19 protein-coding genes and 3 pseudogenes are annotated in these 15,995 nt (G+C 41.1%); 3 read left to right on the top strand and 19 right to left on the bottom strand.

All coding sequences use genetic code 11. The features are described 5' to 3' along the window. Window positions 1-6: 6 nt before the first annotated feature. From rpsC to rpsJ, 8 genes are read right to left on the bottom strand one after another with little or no spacing between them, the layout of a single operon-like run. Window positions 7-705 (bottom strand): 30S ribosomal protein S3, encoded by a 699-nt coding sequence (gene rpsC, locus VSAL_RS01905; protein WP_012549156.1) that lies wholly within the window; start codon window positions 703-705, stop codon window positions 7-9. A gap of 19 nt (window positions 706-724) precedes the next feature. Continuing rightward, a complete protein-coding gene (gene rplV / locus VSAL_RS01900; protein ID WP_012549155.1) occupies window positions 725-1,057 on the bottom strand; it encodes a 50S ribosomal protein L22 in 333 nt (110 codons plus the stop codon). A gap of 10 nt (window positions 1,058-1,067) precedes the next feature. After that, window positions 1,068-1,346 carry a 30S ribosomal protein S19 gene (gene rpsS / locus VSAL_RS01895; protein WP_012549154.1) on the bottom strand — a complete coding sequence of 93 codons (279 nt, stop codon included), beginning with the start codon at window positions 1,344-1,346 and terminating at the stop codon, window positions 1,068-1,070. A gap of 19 nt (window positions 1,347-1,365) precedes the next feature. Beyond that, a complete protein-coding gene (gene rplB, locus VSAL_RS01890; RefSeq protein WP_012549153.1) occupies window positions 1,366-2,190 on the bottom strand; it encodes a 50S ribosomal protein L2 in 825 nt (274 codons plus the stop codon). Window positions 2,191-2,205: 15 nt separating this feature from the next. Next, window positions 2,206-2,508 carry a 50S ribosomal protein L23 gene (rplW, locus tag VSAL_RS01885; protein WP_012549152.1) on the bottom strand — a complete coding sequence of 101 codons (303 nt, stop codon included), beginning with the start codon at window positions 2,506-2,508 and terminating at the stop codon, window positions 2,206-2,208. After that, window positions 2,505-3,107, bottom strand: a complete 603-nt coding sequence (rplD, locus tag VSAL_RS01880; protein WP_012549151.1) for a 50S ribosomal protein L4 — start codon at window positions 3,105-3,107, stop codon at window positions 2,505-2,507. Before rplD ends, rplW begins: the two co-directional genes overlap by 4 nt. A gap of 17 nt (window positions 3,108-3,124) precedes the next feature. After that, complete coding sequence (gene rplC, locus VSAL_RS01875; protein WP_012549150.1) at window positions 3,125-3,754, bottom strand: 50S ribosomal protein L3; 630 nt, start codon at window positions 3,752-3,754, stop codon at window positions 3,125-3,127. Window positions 3,755-3,766: 12 nt separating this feature from the next. Continuing rightward, window positions 3,767-4,078 carry a 30S ribosomal protein S10 gene (gene rpsJ / locus VSAL_RS01870; RefSeq protein WP_005417222.1) on the bottom strand — a complete coding sequence of 104 codons (312 nt, stop codon included), beginning with the start codon at window positions 4,076-4,078 and terminating at the stop codon, window positions 3,767-3,769. A 467-nt stretch (window positions 4,079-4,545) separates the two neighbouring features. Here rpsJ and VSAL_RS01865 point away from each other — a divergent pair. Continuing rightward, a pseudogene (locus tag VSAL_RS01865) lies at window positions 4,546-5,046 on the top strand (IS91-like element ISVsa9 family transposase); the annotation flags it as partial. Between the two features lie 15 nt (window positions 5,047-5,061). On the opposite strand, the pseudogene tnpC reads toward VSAL_RS01865, so the two are convergent. Further along, window positions 5,062-6,514: pseudogene (gene tnpC, locus VSAL_RS01860) on the bottom strand (IS66 family transposase). 109 nt (window positions 6,515-6,623) lie between these two features. Here tnpC and VSAL_RS01855 point away from each other — a divergent pair. Beyond that, the gene (locus VSAL_RS01855) at window positions 6,624-7,505 is read left to right on the top strand and encodes an IS982-like element ISVsa6 family transposase (RefSeq protein WP_012548944.1); all 882 of its coding nucleotides are present in this window, start codon (window positions 6,624-6,626) and stop codon (window positions 7,503-7,505) included. 87 nt (window positions 7,506-7,592) lie between these two features. On the opposite strand, the gene tnpB is transcribed toward VSAL_RS01855, so the two are convergent. Both tnpB and tnpA read right to left on the bottom strand, forming a co-directional pair. Continuing rightward, on the bottom strand, window positions 7,593-7,940 hold the full coding sequence (gene tnpB / locus VSAL_RS01850; RefSeq protein WP_012548924.1) for an IS66 family insertion sequence element accessory protein TnpB: 348 nt from the start codon (window positions 7,938-7,940) through the stop codon (window positions 7,593-7,595). Next, entirely contained in the window at window positions 7,937-8,248 is a 312-nt protein-coding gene (gene tnpA, locus VSAL_RS01845; protein ID WP_012549149.1) for an IS66 family insertion sequence element accessory protein TnpA, read from the bottom strand. Before tnpA ends, tnpB begins: the two co-directional genes overlap by 4 nt. Before the next feature lie 72 nt (window positions 8,249-8,320). On the opposite strand from tnpA, the pseudogene VSAL_RS01840 reads away from it, so the two are divergent. Next, window positions 8,321-9,031, top strand: a pseudogene (locus VSAL_RS01840) (IS91-like element ISVsa9 family transposase); the annotation flags it as partial. A gap of 346 nt (window positions 9,032-9,377) precedes the next feature. Here the strand turns inward: VSAL_RS01840 and tuf are convergent. From tuf to VSAL_RS01800, 8 genes are all read right to left on the bottom strand, one after another. Then, window positions 9,378-10,562 carry an elongation factor Tu gene (tuf, locus tag VSAL_RS01835; RefSeq protein WP_012549148.1) on the bottom strand — a complete coding sequence of 395 codons (1,185 nt, stop codon included), beginning with the start codon at window positions 10,560-10,562 and terminating at the stop codon, window positions 9,378-9,380. Between the two features lie 118 nt (window positions 10,563-10,680). Further along, on the bottom strand, window positions 10,681-12,768 hold the full coding sequence (gene fusA, locus VSAL_RS01830; RefSeq protein WP_012549147.1) for an elongation factor G: 2,088 nt from the start codon (window positions 12,766-12,768) through the stop codon (window positions 10,681-10,683). Between the two features lie 133 nt (window positions 12,769-12,901). Continuing rightward, window positions 12,902-13,372 (bottom strand): 30S ribosomal protein S7, encoded by a 471-nt coding sequence (gene rpsG / locus VSAL_RS01825; RefSeq protein WP_012549146.1) that lies wholly within the window; start codon window positions 13,370-13,372, stop codon window positions 12,902-12,904. A 110-nt stretch (window positions 13,373-13,482) separates the two neighbouring features. Then, window positions 13,483-13,857, bottom strand: coding sequence for a 30S ribosomal protein S12 (rpsL, locus tag VSAL_RS01820; protein WP_012549145.1), 375 nt, complete (start codon window positions 13,855-13,857; stop codon window positions 13,483-13,485). A gap of 165 nt (window positions 13,858-14,022) precedes the next feature. Then, window positions 14,023-14,310 (bottom strand): sulfurtransferase complex subunit TusB, encoded by a 288-nt coding sequence (tusB, locus tag VSAL_RS01815; protein WP_012549144.1) that lies wholly within the window; start codon window positions 14,308-14,310, stop codon window positions 14,023-14,025. Window positions 14,311-14,319: 9 nt separating this feature from the next. After that, the gene (tusC, locus tag VSAL_RS01810) at window positions 14,320-14,676 is read right to left on the bottom strand and encodes a sulfurtransferase complex subunit TusC (RefSeq protein WP_012549143.1); all 357 of its coding nucleotides are present in this window, start codon (window positions 14,674-14,676) and stop codon (window positions 14,320-14,322) included. A gap of 29 nt (window positions 14,677-14,705) precedes the next feature. Next, complete coding sequence (gene tusD, locus VSAL_RS01805) at window positions 14,706-15,098, bottom strand: sulfurtransferase complex subunit TusD (RefSeq protein ID WP_012549142.1); 393 nt, start codon at window positions 15,096-15,098, stop codon at window positions 14,706-14,708. Next, a complete protein-coding gene (locus VSAL_RS01800) occupies window positions 15,095-15,799 on the bottom strand; it encodes a helix-turn-helix transcriptional regulator (protein ID WP_026025264.1) in 705 nt (234 codons plus the stop codon). The genes tusD and VSAL_RS01800 overlap by 4 nt, the downstream gene beginning before the upstream one ends. Window positions 15,800-15,995: the final 196 nt, after the last annotated feature.

The following is a 15,995-nucleotide window of genomic DNA, read 5'->3' as shown; positions in this document are numbered from 1 at the left end:
AGCTCCTTACTTACGGCTTCTACGCTGCTTCTTAGGCTTGTCAGCCTTAGGCTCTACTGCATTAGCAGCTGGCATACCGCCTAGAACTTCACCTTTGAAGATCCAAACTTTAACGCCAATCACACCATATTGCGTATGAGCTGAAGCAGTTGCGTAATCAATGTCAGCACGTAGAGTATGTAGAGGTACACGACCTTCACGATACCACTCAGAACGTGCGATTTCAGCACCGCCTAAACGGCCGCCTACTTGTACTTTGATGCCTTGAGCGCCTAGACGCATTGCATTTTGTACCGCACGCTTCATAGCGCGACGGAACATAACACGACGTTCTAGTTGAGAAGCAATGCTGTCAGCTACAAGGTGAGCATCTAGCTCAGGCTTGCGAACTTCTGCAATGTTGATTTGCGCTGGAACACCTGCGATTTTAGCTACGCCTGCGCGTAGTTTTTCTACGTCTTCGCCTTTCTTACCGATTACTACGCCTGGACGAGCAGTGTGAATAGTCACACGGATGCTCTTCGCAGGACGCTCGATAACGATGCGAGATAGAGATGCTTTTTTCAGTTCTTTAGTAAGATACTGACGTACCTTGAAGTCGCCGTCTAGGTTGTCAGCGAACTCTTGGCTACTAGCAAACCATGTAGCATTCCAAGGCTTAACGATGCCAAGACGAATACCATTAGGATGTACTTTTTGACCCATTTGCTTAATCTCCTAGTCTTTAACGATCAGCTACAACGATAGTGATGTGGCTTGAACGCTTCAAGATGCGATCTGCACGACCTTTAGCACGAGGCATAATACGCTTCATGATTGGGCCTTCGTCTACGAAGATTTTAGCGACATTTAGATCGTCGATATCTGCACCTTCGTTGTGTTCAGCGTTTGCGATAGCAGACTCAACAACTTTTTTAATAATTACTGCAGCTTTTTTGTTGCTGAAAGTAAGGATTTCAAGAGCCTGGTCTACTGATTTCCCACGAATTTGGTCCGCAACTAAGCGAGCCTTTTGTGGAGAAATGCTGGCAAAACGATGTTTAGCAATAGCTTCCATATTCTACCTCCTAACGCTTTTTAGCTTTCTTATCTGCAGCGTGGCCGCGATAAGTACGAGTAGGTGCAAATTCGCCCAGCTTGTGACCAATCATGTCTTCTGTAACGAAAACTGGTACATGCTGGCGACCATTATGGACAGCGATGGTCAAATTGATCATAGTTGGGATGATCATTGAACGACGGGACCAAGTCTTAATAGGCTTTTTGTCTCCGCTTTCCACCGCTTTCTCTACCTTCTTCAGCAAGTGTAGGTCAATGAAAGGACCTTTCTTGAGAGAACGTGGCATGGCGATTCCTCTTTATAGATTATTTGTTACGACGACGTACAATGTACTTGTCAGTAGATTTATTCTTACGAGTCTTGAAGCCCTTAGTAGGCATACCCCAAGGTGATACTGGGTGACGACCGCCTGATGTACGACCTTCACCACCACCGTGTGGGTGATCTACTGGGTTCATTGCAACACCACGTACCGTTGGACGAACACCGCGCCAGCGTGTAGCACCAGCTTTGCCTAGCTCACGTAGCATGTGTTCAGAATTACCAACTTCACCGATAGTCGCACGACCTTCAGAAAGAACTTTACGCATCTCACCAGAACGTAGACGTAATGTCACGTAAGCGCCATCACGAGCGATGATTTGTGCGTATGCACCAGCAGAACGTGCAACTTGCGCGCCCTTACCAGGTTTTAATTCAACACAGTGAACAGTAGAACCTACTGGGATGTTGCGCAATGGTAAGCAGTTACCTGCTTTGATTGGCGCATCAACACCTGATTGTACTGTATCGCCGGCTTTAAGACCTTTTGGTGCGATAATGTAACGACGCTCACCGTCTGCGAACAGAACTAGTGCAATATTTGCACTACGGTTTGGATCGTATTCTAAACGTTCAACGATAGCTGGAATGCCATCTTTAGTACGTTTAAAGTCAATTAGACGGTAGTGTTGCTTATGACCACCACCAACGTGACGTACTGTAATACGACCGTTATTATTACGACCACCAGATTTAGAGTTTTTCTCTAAAAGAGGTGCGTATGGCTTACCCTTATGTAGGTCAGCGTTAACGATTTTTACAACGTGACGACGACCAGGGGAAGTCGGCTTACATTTAACAATAGCCATTTTTAACTACTCCTGTTATTCCGCGCCGCCAACGAAGTCTAGGTCTTGACCTTCTTTCAAGATTACGTACGCTTTTTTCACGTCTGAACGACGGCCTTGGCGTGCACCTTGACGTTTGGTCTTGCCCTTAGTGATAAGGGTATTTACAGACTTAACTTCAACTTCAAACAACTTTTCTACTGCTGCTTTAATCTCTTTTTTTGTTGCATTGATTACTACTTTGAAAACAATAGTGTTATTGCCTTCAGCAGTCATCGTTGCTTTTTCAGAGATATGTGGGCCACGTAGAACTTTTAGTAGACGCTCTTCACTGATCATGCCAGCATCTCCTCAACTTGCTTAACTGCAGCAGCAGTCATTAGAACCTTGTTGAATGCAACAAGACTTACTGGATCAATACCAGCAACGTCACGTGCGTCAACTTTATATAGGTTACGAGCAGCTAAGAATAGATTCTCGTCTACTTCGCCAGTTACGATAAGAACATCGTTAAGCTCAAGTTCTTTAAGCTTAGCAACTAGCTCTTTAGTTTTTGGTGCTTCAATTGAGAAGTCTTCAACAACGATCAAACGATCTTGACGAACTAACTCAGAAAGAATGCTTTTAAGAGCACCACGGTACATTTTTTTGTTTACTTTCAAGCTGTGATCTTGTGGTTTCGCAGCGAAAGTAACACCACCTGAACGCCAGATTGGGCTACGAATAGTACCCGCACGAGCTCGGCCTGTACCTTTTTGACGCCATGGCTTAGCGCCACCGCCAGATACTTCAGAACGTGTTTTTTGAGCGCGAGTACCTTGACGAGCACCTGCTGCATACGCAACAACTACTTGGTGTACAAGAGCCTCGTTAAACTCACGTCCGAAAGTAGTTTCGGAAACAGTTAGTGCCGCAGCACCTTTAACCATTAGTTCCATTACATACTCCTAAGACGTTATGCTTTAACAGCTGGTTTAACGATCACGTTGCCACCTGTTGAGCCTGGTACTGCACCTTTAATAAGAAGCAGATTGCGCTCAGCGTCAACACGTACGATCTCTAAGTTTTGAGTAGTACAACGCTCAGCACCCATGTGACCCGCCATTTTTTTGCCTTTAAATACGCGACCTGGAGTTTGACATTGGCCAATTGAACCCGGAGCACGATGAGACAAAGAGTTACCGTGAGTCATATCTTGAGTAGCGAAGTTCCAACGCTTAATTGCGCCTTGGAAGCCCTTACCTTTAGATGTACCAGTAACGTCTACTTTTTTGATTTCGTTAAAGATTTCAACACTTAGCTCAGCGCCAACTGTGAATTCTTCACCGTTTTCTAAACGGAATTCCCAAAGACCGCGACCTGCTTCAACACCTGCTTTCGCAAAGTGACCAGCTTCAGGCTTAGATACGCGGTTAGCTTTCTTAGAACCACAAGTAACTTGAATTGCGTTGTAGCCATCAGTTTCTACAGTTTTCACTTGAGAAACACGGTTAACTTCAACTTCAACAACAGTTACTGGGATAGAAACGCCTTCTTCGGTAAAGATGCGGGTCATGCCCACTTTACGACCGACTAGACCAATCATAATAATCTCCCCTTAACCTAGGCTAATTTGAACATCAACGCCAGCAGCAAGGTCTAAACGCATTAGTGCGTCAACAGTTTTATCTGTTGGCTCAACAATGTCGATTAAACGCTTGTGAGTACGAATTTCGTACTGGTCACGTGCGTCTTTGTTAACGTGAGGAGAAGTAAGAACAGTAAAACGCTCTTTACGAGTAGGTAGTGGAATAGGACCACGAACCTGAGCGCCAGTGCGCTTAGCTGTTTCAACGATCTCCGCTGTAGACTGGTCGATTAGTTTATAATCAAAAGCCTTTAGGCGGATACGAATACGTTGGTTCTGCATGAGACAGAGCTCCAATAATAAATACACAAACAATATCGCCACTCAATCTCGAATAAACGAGAGAATGCCGATTGATTTATGTGAAACCATAGGTCCAAAATTAGGACACATTGTCAGTTAACTTATATTAGAGATTAATTCAATGATTACTCATCAAGGTAAGCTCTAATAATATTAACCGCGAACATAAGCTGAGTATTCATTCTAAGTTCTAACCTTACACTGTAAGTAATTAGAACTTTCCTCGCTGCTCATTGGTTCACAACTGACTTAAGCCAGTGCGATGCATTATACAGATCACACTTTTAGATGCAAGTGTTGTTTGAAAATTAAACGAAACATTTTTAAAAGAGAGTAATAAGAAGAGAATTAGAGATGTATTCGGTTTGAACAATAGGCGCCTACGGCGCAAATCAAAAGGACTCAACCTCTTCCATTGTTGCCAATAAATCGTTTATCCTATCGCCATGCACGCATATAAACCCCTGAAACAATTATTTAATAGTCAAAATAACTGGCTTAAATTTCTTCATAATAACAAAGCTAACCTAAGAGCGGTCGTGATTGAAAATGTCACAAAGATGCTGTCCTGTGGGACAGCGGCTTTTGGCTCTCGCGAATATCATTGTTGCAACCCTGACTGTACCCATATCAAATATATTCACCAAACCTGTAAATCTCGAGCGTGCAGTAGCTGTGGCATGAAAGCCACAGAGCGATGGATACAAAAGCAACAACATGTCTTCCCTGAATGCGAATATCAACACATCACCTTTACCCTTCCAAACACGCTATGGCCTATCTTTCGTCATAACCGTTGGCTGTTAAATAAATTATTCAAATGTGCTGCAAACATTCTGCTGGGATGGGCAAAAGATAAAGGAATAGATGTCGGTATCTTTTGTGCTCTTCATACTTACGGTCGAAAACTGAATTGGAATACGCACTTACATTTATCGGTCACTCGGTAAGCGTGCGGGGAACTACACCTTGTCTTTTACATTCCAAGGTAAAAGTGAATCGATATCTGGCGATCCAACACATAAACGATCTAGACAATACCTAATATAATCGTAAGGGATTAATCCGTTTGCCTTTGCTGTTTCTACAATGCTGTAAAGCATTGCACTTGAATCTGCACCAGCCGTTGAACCCGAAAATAACCAGTTTTTCCGGCCGATAACAAACGGTTTAACCGCTCGCTCTGCTCGATTGTTATCAATAGATAACAATCCATCATCAATATAACGAACTAATTTATCCCATTGATTTAATGTATAGCTAATCGCCTCACCTAATTTTGTTTTAGGTGATACTCGACTAACTGCGCTATCAAGCCAATCACGGAGCTCTTTAAGTAAATCGCGGGCTTCTGTCTGCCTAGCAACATACTTGGCTTCAGGGGAAGCCTCTTTTAATAACGATTCGATCCGGTATAGCTTTTGGATTTTACTCAATACCCAATCTGCACTCCCTGTTTTCCCTTTTACTTGAACACGTTGAGCCTCAATAAATCGTCGACGTGCGTGTGCCCAACAGCCAACTAAAATCGCTTCAGTTTGTTCATAACCTTGGTAACCATCGGTATGTAAATACCCGTTATAACCTTTTAAAAAGTTAACTGGATGGTAGCCATGCCTGCTAGATTGATAATCATAAAGTACAATTCCAGGCAAAACACCAGAGCCTGGAGAATCATAGCCAGAGCAGTAGACCCACATATAACATTTTGCTTTTTCAACATCCAACACATTTACCGTTGTTTCATCACAATGCAGAGTGGGTTGTTCAAGCAAAATACGATGTAACTCGTTATTAAGAGGGGTAAATAGTACCGAGCATTTTATTAACCAATCCGCCATCGTTCGCCGTCCAATAATGATACCCCATTGCTGAAATAACGTTTCTTGACGATAAAGTGGAAGACTGTATTGAAATTTAGCCGTAATAATTTGAGCAAGTAAACTTGCGGTCGCAATCCCTTTAGGGATTGGTGACGCTGGCATTGGGGCTTGTTTAATGTCTACTGAAGTATTGTTTTTTTCACAATTTCGGCAAGCATATTTAGGACGAACATGTTGAATAACTTCCACTTTAGCTGGTACAAATTCCAACTTTTCACTGATGTCTTTACCCATCGCATGCATCTCTAGACCGCAACACTTACAAGTTTTATCTTTTATGTCGTGGATAATAACAGTACGCGGTAAGTCTTCAGGTAATCGTTTGTGTGTCATCATTTTCAATGATGATTTCTTCTTCTGTTTCATTGAATAAATCAAATTGAGTCGAGTCAGATTCACTGCTTTTACCAAAGCGCTGATGTTGAGCCAGTCGAAATTGCTCTAGAAGACGGTTATATTTATTTTCAAGCTGAAGCACAAGTGCTTTCAGCTCGTCAATGGTATCAGGAAGTGGTTTTATTTTATCAGTCATGTAGATGACTATATAACCTGAATTCTGGATAAGGCTGAACTAATTGCCCACCTAACGATCAGATCTTTCGACCAAGAATTATTTGAACGTATTTTAAAAGGTGGGCAAGATGAATAAATTAGTTGATATATTTTGTGATGTCGATGATTTTTGTTATCAATTCTTATCTCAATGGGAAAAATACCTTGTTGAGGCTAGTGAGAGAAAAAGAAAACGTCAGTCAGTAATGTCTACTAGTGAATGTATGACTATTGTCATCGCTTTTCATCAATCAAATCATAGAGATTTCAAGAACTTCTATATCGGGTTAGTTCATCAATATTGGAAAGGATACTTTCCAAATTTACTTAGCTACACTCGATTTGTGAGCAAAATGCCTAGCCTAATCGCCCCAATGTGTGCCTATTTTCAATCTATCAAAGGTAAGCCGACTGGCATTGCTTTTGTTGACTCCACGAGTCTTAAAGTATGCCATAACATTCGAATTCCTCGCCATAAAGTCTTTGATGGTGTTGCGAAAAGAGGAAAAGGTACCATGGGATGGTTTTTCGGCTTCAAACTTCATTTATTGATTAACCATCTTGGAGAAATTATTTCGCTGAAAATCACAGCTGGCAATGTAAATGATAGGACTCCTGTACCTGATTTATGCAAAGAACTCTCGGGGAAATTGTACGCTGATAAAGGGTACATAGGTAAAAAGTTGAGTGAGAGCTTAAAGAACTCTGATGTCGATTTAGTGACTACCTCGCGAAAAAACATGAAAGCAAAAGAGATAAGTGCTTTTGATAAGGCTATGTTATCAAAGAGATACATTATCGAAACGATAAATGACCAATTGAAGAATATCTCTCAAATTGAACATAGCCGTCATCGTAGCGTGACTGGTTTCATGCTAAATGTAATTTCAGGCGTTGTGGCTTATTGTTTAAAAAAACAAAAGCCACGAATTAAGCTATCAGAATGTGAATTTGAACTAATCCTCGCTTAAAGCATGTTTTATCCAGAATTCAGGTTATATAACGATAATACAGGTAATCAATCGGTTGCCTCCTATTCTTGACTGAGAATCAACTATTTAAAGGGTTGTTTGATAATGTACCGGTTGATGTCCTAAGATATCAAAACCTTGTAATAGCAGTGTCAGTTGCTGCTCTGATAATGCTAACGTATCGTTATTTATATTTCGTGGCCATTTGAAGCGGTCTTCATCTAATCGCTTGTACCATAAAGCGAATCCTGTTTTATCCCAATACAATATTTTGAGTTTATCACGAGGCTTATTGCAAAATATAAATAGAGCATCACTAAACGGTGATAGTTGCATTTCTTGCTCAACAATCACGACAAGGCCATTAATGGCCTTGCGAAAATCGACAAAATCACGATGAAGATAAATGGTGGAAACATCAGTAAATACATTCATGATTGATACCCTTTTAATAAGAGTCCTATCCAGTGAGGTTCAGTAGCTGGCAATGTTAATCGCAATTTTCCGATAGAAAGTTGAATATCTGGTAATTGTGGAGTGGCGATGATAGTTGATGTTAACGCTTCTACTTTCAAGAAAGTAGAAGCGTTAATCTTTTGTTTCCATCGTGCTTTACGTGCACTAAATGTCTTTGGCAGAATATTATGGTTACGACAAAATTCAGCGGCACTAAGCTTGCTAGATTGCTGAGATTCAAATAGAGCGTGCCATTGCTCTGGTGTTCTCTTTTTATCTTTTTGCATAATTACGTTCTCGTTAAATGAAAGATCGTAAGATACGCATAATGAATTTTATTTGTTAGGTGTAGTTCCCCGCACGCTTACGTCACTCGTGGGGGAATTTGTGAACGTACCGGTTTATGGAAACCCATTTACTTCCAAATGAAAACGACAGAGCCTTGTTGGAGAGCGGCTATCGTCAGTTTATTGGGTAAGGCTTATTATGAGCTTGATTTATCAAGCGAAGAATGCCCCTATATCCGTAATAAAACGGATTGGTCACGCTTTTTAAGCAGTCAATATAATCGTCGTTGGAAGCTTCATTTTGCTAAAAAGACAAATAATGTAAAACCGACGATGAACTATCTTGGTCGGTATTTAAAACGGCCCCCAATTTCAGCGTCACGTTTAAGTCATTACGCCAAAGGCGGAATGATAACGTTTAATTATTTAGACCATCGAACAGGAACAACAGACAGCCTAACATTATCACCAGAAGAGATGATAAGACGGATAGTAGAGCACTATCTTGATAAACATTTCAAGAGGATCCGATACTACGGTTTTTTATCAATGCGTCGTCGTGGAGAAGCTCTGCCTAGAGTTTATGCAGCTTTAGGTATGACAATAGAAGCTGAGCCGAAAATGCCAGGGTATGCCGCAATGTTAAAAGGATATGTAAAAGTAGATCCGTACGAATGTATTTTATGTGAAAGTCGTCTGGTGTTTACGAATTTCCGAGTCGGAAATTCGGTCAATGATTTAGTCACCCATGCGATAGTTCAGTCAGAATTGAGGGCAGCATAATAAGGTTTGTAGGATAAGTGTATCTAAAACTCATGAAATAGGGCTAAAACAGTTATAAAATCCCCGATAATTATATTTTCGATACCTTTTAAAAAAACAGCGATGGTGAAATTGGCTTTTTTAGACGGGCCAATGCTAACTCAGCAACATTCAAATTCCTTACCTTGAACTGATTTTGTTATTTCAACATAACACGTTAATAAAGAAAATCCGGGGGATTGCTTTTTATTGACCTTCAAATTTTAACTCTCTAAGTAACCGCCCTATTCTCTATACACCAAATAACAAAAAGGGAAGCCTAAGCTTCCCTTTTTTAGTTATGCGATTATCACAAAATCTTTAGCTATTAAGCGAAGATTTTAGCAACAACACCAGCACCAACTGTACGGCCACCTTCACGGATTGCGAAGCGTAGACCTTCGTCCATTGCGATTGGAGCAATTAGCTCAACCGTCATTTGAACGTTATCACCAGGCATTACCATTTCAACACCTTCAGGAAGTGTGATATCACCAGTTACATCCGTTGTACGGAAGTAGAACTGTGGACGGTAGCCTTTGAAGAAAGGAGTATGACGGCCGCCTTCATCTTTAGAAAGAACGTATACTTCTGACTCAAATTTAGTGTGTGGGTTGATTGAACCTTTAGCAGCAAGTACTTGGCCACGTTCAACGTCATCACGCTTAGTACCACGTAGAAGTGCACCAACGTTCTCACCAGCACGACCTTCGTCAAGCAGTTTACGGAACATTTCAACACCAGTACATGTAGAAACTGTAGTTTCTTTGATACCAATGATTTCTACTTCGTCGCCTACACGTAGAATACCACGTTCGATACGACCAGTAACAACTGTACCACGACCTTGAATTGAGAATACATCTTCAATAGGAAGTAGGAAAGGCATGTCAACAGCACGTTCAGGAAGAGGAATATATGTATCTAGAGCTTCTGCAAGCTCAATGATTTTATCTTCCCATTGTTTTTCGCCGTTTAGAGCGCCAAGAGCTGAACCTTGGATTACTGGTAAATCATCACCTGGGTAATCGTATTCAGAAAGAAGTTCACGAACTTCCATTTCTACTAGCTCAAGAAGTTCTTCATCATCAACCATGTCACATTTGTTCATGAACACAACGATGAAAGGAATACCAACTTGACGACCAAGTAGGATGTGCTCACGTGTTTGTGGCATAGGGCCATCAGTTGCAGCAACAACTAGGATACCACCATCCATTTGAGCAGCACCAGTGATCATGTTTTTAACATAATCGGCGTGTCCAGGACAGTCAACGTGTGCATAGTGACGTGCAGGAGTATCGTACTCAACGTGAGAAGTTGAGATTGTGATACCACGCTCGCGCTCTTCAGGAGCGTTATCGATTGATGCGAAATCTTTAGCTACGCCACCGTAAATTTTTGCAAGTGTAGTACAGATAGCAGCAGTTAGAGTTGTTTTACCGTGGTCAACGTGGCCGATTGTACCAACGTTTACGTGCGGTTTCGTACGTTCAAATTTTTCTTTAGACACGATCGTGTTCCTTCCTAGTTATGAGGCACCCTATCCGACAATGATAAGGCGCGCCAGAATTTGCTATTTTATGCGTCAATTGACTTTGGCGCAATAGTGTAAAGTATTTTATCCGCGTTCACCCCATAATTCTATCCGCGACATTCTTAGGTACTTCGCCGTACTCTGAGAATTCCATCGAATATGATGCACGGCCTTGTGTCGCCGAACGAAGAGATGTTGCATAACCAAACATTTCAGAAAGTGGTACTTGAGCACGAATAATTTTCAGGCCAGCGACACCGTCGTCCATACCTTCAATCATTCCACGGCGGCGATTTAAATCACCAACCACGTCACCCATCCAATCTTCTGGAGTGGTTATTTCAACTTTCATTGTAGGTTCAAGAATAACAGGCTGCGCTTCTAGTGCACCGTTCTTGAACGCCATTGAACCCGCGATTCTGAACGCCATTTCATTGGAGTCAACATCGTGGTAAGAACCATCAAACAGCGTCGCTTTAACGTCGAGAACAGGATAACCTGCTAACACACCGTTATGCATTTGCTCTTCGATACCTTTTGCTACTGAGCTGATATATTCACGAGGAACACTACCACCAACAGTTTCATCTACGAATACGAAACCTGCATCATGTTCAGCTGGCTCGATTCTTAGCCATACGTGACCATATTGACCGCGACCGCCAGATTGACGAATGAATTTACCTTCAACTTCCGCTTTACCACGGATAGTTTCACGGTAAGCAACTTGAGGTTTACCTACGTTACATTCAACGCTAAATTCACGCTTCATTCGATCAACAATGATATCTAGGTGTAGTTCACCCATACCAGAAATCAATGTTTGTCCTGATTCTTTGTCCGTTTCAACACGGAAAGAAGGATCTTCTGCCGCTAATTTACCAAGCGCTACACCCATTTTTTCTTGGTCAGCTTGCGTTCTTGGTTCAACCGCAATTTGAATCACTGGTTCAGGGAATTCCATACGTTCTAGAACCACTTTCGCGTTCTGATCACACAGAGTATCACCTGTAGTTACGTCTTTTAAACCAATTGCAGCAGCGATATCACCCGCTCGTATTTCTTTCACTTCTTCACGCTTATTTGCATGAAGCTGAACAATACGGCCAAAACGTTCACGTTTTTGTTTTACTGAGTTATATACGCCATCACCAGAATTAACGACACCAGAATAAACACGAATAAAGGTCAGCGTACCTACAAACGGGTCTGTTGCAATTTTAAATGCTAGTGCTGCAAATGGTTCGTTGTCGTCAGCATGACGCTCAACTTCATTGTCATTTTCATCAAGACCTTTGATTGCAGGAACATCAATAGGTGCAGGTAGGAATTCAACAACGGCATCAAGTACCGCTTGAACCCCTTTATTCTTAAATGCAGAGCCACAAGTCGCAAGAACAATCTCATTATTGATAGTTCGTGTGCGTAATGCATTTTTAATTTCAGCCTCTGTCAGTTCTTCACCTTCAAGATATTTATCCATCAGTTCTTCTGACGCTTCCGCTGCCGCTTCAACTAAGTTTAGGCGCCATTCGTCTGCAAGCTCTTGCATATCAGCTGGAATCTCTTCATAAGAGAAAGTCATGCCTTGATCGGCTTCATTCCAGTTGATTGTTTTCATCTTGATAAGGTCAATTACCCCACCAAAATCTTCTTCTGCACCAATGTTTAATTGGATAGGAACAGGATTTGCACCAAGACGATTTTTAATTTGTTCAATCACACGTAAGAAATCTGCGCCAGCACGGTCCATCTTATTAACGAAGACGATACGAGGCACTCCGTATTTATCAGCTTGACGCCATACGGTTTCAGATTGAGGTTCAACACCTGATGAAGCACAAAATACAACAACAGCACCGTCAAGAACACGCAGTGAACGCTCTACTTCGATAGTGAAGTCAACGTGCCCTGGAGTATCAATAATATTAATACGGTGATCTTGGAATTGTGCATCCATACCACGCCAAAAGGTGGTCGTTGCAGCTGAAGTGATCGTGATACCACGCTCTTGCTCTTGCTCCATCCAATCCATGGTAGCAGCACCATCATGAACTTCGCCGATTTTATGAGAAAGGCCAGTATAGAACAGAATACGCTCAGTAGTTGTAGTTTTACCTGCATCTACGTGGGCACAGATACCGATATTACGGTAGCGCTCAATAGGTGTATTTCGAGCCACAGTTGTATCCTCTTATCTTAGGGATTATTGCTATTTCCGACGCAATTGCACTGAAATAGCAATAATAACTAAGTGTATAACTAAATGGGAAAGAAGGAAGTAAGGTGCAGCAAGAACTGCTGCACCTTCGGTATTACCAGCGGTAATGAGCAAACGCTTTGTTAGCATCAGCCATACGGTGAACGTCTTCACGTTTCTTAACCGAAGTACCTTTGTTCTCAGACGCGTCTAACATTTCGTTAGCAAGACGTTGAGCCATAGATTTTTCACCACGCTTACGCGCAGCTTCAACTAACCAACGCATAGCAAGTGCGTTACGGCGAACCGGACGTACTTCTACAGGAACTTGGTAAGTTGAACCACCCACACGGCGAGATTTAACTTCTACCGATGGACGAATGTTTTCAAGAGCTTCTTCGAATACAGCTAAGTGATCTTTACCAGATTTCTCAGCCATTAATTCTAGTGCACCGTAAACGATTTTTTCAGCAGTTGATTTCTTACCGTCAACCATTACGATGTTTACAAATTTTGCCAACAGTTCAGATTTGAACTTAGGATCTGGAAGGATCTTACGTTGGCCTATTACGCGACGACGTGGCATGGAATATCTCCGTTGTCTTCTTCAGGTTTTATCCAAAACTTTTCAGTTTTATCAAAATAATAAATTATTTAGTGTTTGGCCTTACTTAACGCTTTCTTATAAAAGAAGCATTAAGACTTAGGACGTTTCACACCGTACTTAGAACGACCTTTCTTACGATCGTTTACGCCTGCACAGTCAAGTGCACCACGAACGGTGTGGTAACGCACACCTGGTAAATCTTTAACACGACCACCACGGATAAGAACAACTGAGTGCTCTTGAAGGTTGTGACCTTCACCGCCGATGTATGAAGTAACTTCAAAGCCGTTAGTTAGACGAACACGACATACTTTACGTAACGCTGAGTTCGGTTTTTTTGGAGTAGTAGTATATACGCGAGTACATACACCACGTTTTTGTGGACACGCTTCTAGCGCAGGCACGTTGCTTTTAACAACTTGCTTTGCACGTGGCTGGCGTACCAACTGATTAATAGTTGCCATTAAAATAGCTCCTGATTAGGGGTTCGAAAACTTTTGAAAAATCTATAGCCCTATAGAAATAGGGACGCGAAATTCTAAGGCTGAACGTGATATGTGTCAAGAAATATACAGCACTATTAATAAACAATTTAAAAATAACTGTTATTTAGACAAAAACACGGACAGTTACCAAGTCACTGTCGGTGAGTGCTCTTGGGTTAAAACAACAAAAGAAGAGTAATTAACTAATTGAATTTTATTATTAATTAGTGATAAAACGCCTCTTGCCTCTGCATCTTCTTGCAAAATATAACACTGTTTAAAAGAAAGGATCACAGAATGATCTTTATGATCATTAATGCCTGCATATACGCAATCTTTCGTTAAAAGTACTCTATCTGATTCTTTATTAATCGGTAATTCATTCATTCGTACTGTTTGAAGGTTTTCTACTTTAGTCAAAATATGAAGCATACGTTCCCCTCAAAACACCATTACTTGGTCACATTGTGACAATTTTTCATTTAAATATTCAATAGAAATAAGATGAGCATCTATCAATAAATGACTTTCTGTAATACCACGATTTGCTAACGCCGCTTTGTCGACAAATATATCGTCGAGATCATACAATTCCAGCATTTTAAACCCAGCAATATAATCACGAGATAAAATCATCTCTGGTTTTTGTGATTTAAGTAATTGTAAAATCCCATCACCAACGAAAAATATGCGAATATCGTCACTATAAGCAGATGCGGCTAAAATAGCATCCAACCCCTCTCTTCCTTGGGTCGTTGAATGCGGTGAGCTTTGAAATACAAATCCAAGTCTATTCATTATGTTCCTAATGACTGATAACCAAGTGATTAAAATTGAATTACACGATCATAACGTAACAACGCAGTCGCTAAACCACCGAGTCCTGCCTGTTGAAAGCCTGATGCTAAGTTATGTTGAGAAAGTTTGTGCTGGTTTGCTTCTTCTTCCCCTATCACACCACGACGCAATGCCGCCGCAACACAAGTTTCCAACTCAATAGAATGTTCACTCGCAAGTTGTTGCCACGCTTGTGTAATATTCACTTCATCATTTGCAGGTAAAATCAATGCAGATGCATTTAACACTCCGTCTTGATAGAAGAATACTTTTTTTAATGTATGACCTTGTTCAATCAAAGCTTTAGAAAACTGATACGCTTGTCTTGATGCTTGGGTGCCATAAGCTGAACCATTGACGACTATGCCATAAGTTAAACTCACTTCTCACCATCCTCTATTTTTCTTTGACGAATATAAAGATACACAGTGTGTTTAGAAATATTTAACTGATCAGCCACGCGGTTAATCGCATCTTTAATATCGAAAATACCTTTATCATACAGATCAATCACTATCTGTTTGTTCTTCGCATTATTGCCCACTTCTTTATCTGCATTAATTTCATCAATCGTACGTTTTACCGTTTGATCAACAAGTTCATCAACATCACTCGCAAAATTGACGCTCGAAGCGGCTTCATTTGCTTCTTCACTTGGCATAAAAGATTGCAGTACTTGAGAAAATGGCGCGTCCAAGTTTATGTTGATACAAAGCAGGCCGATAATTCGTTGGTCACCATTACGGATCGCAATGGTAATCGACTTCATCAATACACCACCCTTTGCACGAGTGAAGTATGAACGAGAAAAATTTCGTTTTGATCTTTGAATATCTTTTAACATTTGCAAAGCAAGATCCGTAATTGGAGAACCTACTTTACGGCCTGTATTCTCACCATTGGCAATTTTTACCGCCGATTTATTTATATCTTCAAGTGAATGCAGAACGATTTCACAATAATTGCCAATCAAACTTGCGATACCATCTACGACGGCTTCGTAAGACTGCAAGATATGATGATCAAATTCAGTAAATGGCTTCATTTCAGATAAACGCTCTTCTATAGCCGTTTCAATGTTCATATTCACCAACTTAACGTCTGTTTACCCAACGAGTGCCTAATACCGATTTATAACAATAAATAGGTATCGAACCTGTTGCTTAAAATAATTCCATCAAGTTTATCAGAATATTTGCATGAAAATAAAAAACCCCAGCAAGTGCCGGGGCTAATTCAGTGATCTAAAACAAAGTTTAGATTATTTAATCTTCGCTAAG

The organism is Aliivibrio salmonicida LFI1238, assembly GCF_000196495.1.
Taxonomy (GTDB): Bacteria; Pseudomonadota; Gammaproteobacteria; order Enterobacterales; family Vibrionaceae; genus Aliivibrio; species Aliivibrio salmonicida.
Note: the sequence above shows the minus strand (reverse complement) of the source record. Positions and strands in the feature narration are given on the sequence as shown.

Excerpts from the sequence above, each read along its gene's own strand:
- rplD (WP_012549151.1), bottom strand. The coding sequence starts at position 3,107 with ATGGAACTAATGGTTAAAGGTGCTGCGGCACTAACTGTTTCCGAAACT.
- rpsJ (WP_005417222.1), bottom strand. The coding sequence starts at position 4,078 with ATGCAGAACCAACGTATTCGTATCCGCCTAAAGGCTTTTGATTATAAA.
- tnpB (WP_012548924.1), bottom strand. The coding sequence starts at position 7,940 with ATGAATGTATTTACTGATGTTTCCACCATTTATCTTCATCGTGATTTT.
- tnpA (WP_012549149.1), bottom strand. The coding sequence starts at position 8,248 with ATGCAAAAAGATAAAAAGAGAACACCAGAGCAATGGCACGCTCTATTT.
- rplW (WP_012549152.1), bottom strand. The coding sequence starts at position 2,508 with ATGATCAGTGAAGAGCGTCTACTAAAAGTTCTACGTGGCCCACATATC.
- rplV (WP_012549155.1), bottom strand. The coding sequence starts at position 1,057 with ATGGAAGCTATTGCTAAACATCGTTTTGCCAGCATTTCTCCACAAAAG.
- rpsL (WP_012549145.1), bottom strand. The coding sequence starts at position 13,857 with ATGGCAACTATTAATCAGTTGGTACGCCAGCCACGTGCAAAGCAAGTT.
- tusC (WP_012549143.1), bottom strand. The coding sequence starts at position 14,676 with ATGAATAGACTTGGATTTGTATTTCAAAGCTCACCGCATTCAACGACC.
- rpsG (WP_012549146.1), bottom strand. The coding sequence starts at position 13,372 with ATGCCACGTCGTCGCGTAATAGGCCAACGTAAGATCCTTCCAGATCCT.
- rplB (WP_012549153.1), bottom strand. The coding sequence starts at position 2,190 with ATGGCTATTGTTAAATGTAAGCCGACTTCCCCTGGTCGTCGTCACGTT.
- rplC (WP_012549150.1), bottom strand. The coding sequence starts at position 3,754 with ATGATTGGTCTAGTCGGTCGTAAAGTGGGCATGACCCGCATCTTTACC.
- rpsS (WP_012549154.1), bottom strand. The coding sequence starts at position 1,346 with ATGCCACGTTCTCTCAAGAAAGGTCCTTTCATTGACCTACACTTGCTG.
- tusB (WP_012549144.1), bottom strand. The coding sequence starts at position 14,310 with ATGCTTCATATTTTGACTAAAGTAGAAAACCTTCAAACAGTACGAATG.
- VSAL_RS01855 (WP_012548944.1), top strand. The coding sequence starts at position 6,624 with ATGAATAAATTAGTTGATATATTTTGTGATGTCGATGATTTTTGTTAT.
- VSAL_RS01800 (WP_026025264.1), bottom strand. The coding sequence starts at position 15,799 with ATGAACATTGAAACGGCTATAGAAGAGCGTTTATCTGAAATGAAGCCA.
- rpsC (WP_012549156.1), bottom strand. The coding sequence starts at position 705 with ATGGGTCAAAAAGTACATCCTAATGGTATTCGTCTTGGCATCGTTAAG.